Source organism: Prevotella sp. SGI.167, assembly GCF_050313615.1.
Classification (GTDB): domain Bacteria; phylum Bacteroidota; class Bacteroidia; order Bacteroidales; family Bacteroidaceae; genus Prevotella.
Genome location: NZ_JBNPLT010000157.1, coordinates 1 through 333, shown reverse-complemented (window position 1 = coordinate 333; position 333 = coordinate 1). Strand labels below are relative to the sequence as shown.

At 43.2% G+C, this 333-nt stretch carries 1 protein-coding gene; it reads left to right on the top strand.

Annotated features, from left to right (window positions below; all coding sequences use genetic code 11):
- Nucleotides 1-333 (top strand): hypothetical protein (locus ACQRBJ_RS16330; RefSeq protein ID WP_445304272.1); only part of this gene is annotated, 333 nt, incomplete at both ends.

Here is a 333-nt window from a genome sequence, read left to right as displayed (position 1 = left end):
CTGGATATAGCAGACAAGGCTCAGGTTGATTATAAAACTATCATCGAGGTTCTCCTTCATAGAAAGTTTGCTCATAACTCAGATATGACCAAGCTCTTGAATGGTGTATTGGATACATCCGACGCAGAGGTCAATGAGTTGGGGCTTGATGGATTGAAAAAGAAAATCAGTGATGCTGCTGACGAGGCGTTGGATGAAAAGCATAAGGCTGAAGAGTCTAAGGCATCTTCAGCCCCAGAGCAACCAGCTGTAAAACTGCCTAAGAAAACAGAAAAAGAAAAGCAGGAATCAGATAGTCAACTCCCTCGCAAGCGTTATACAACAACAGCTAGG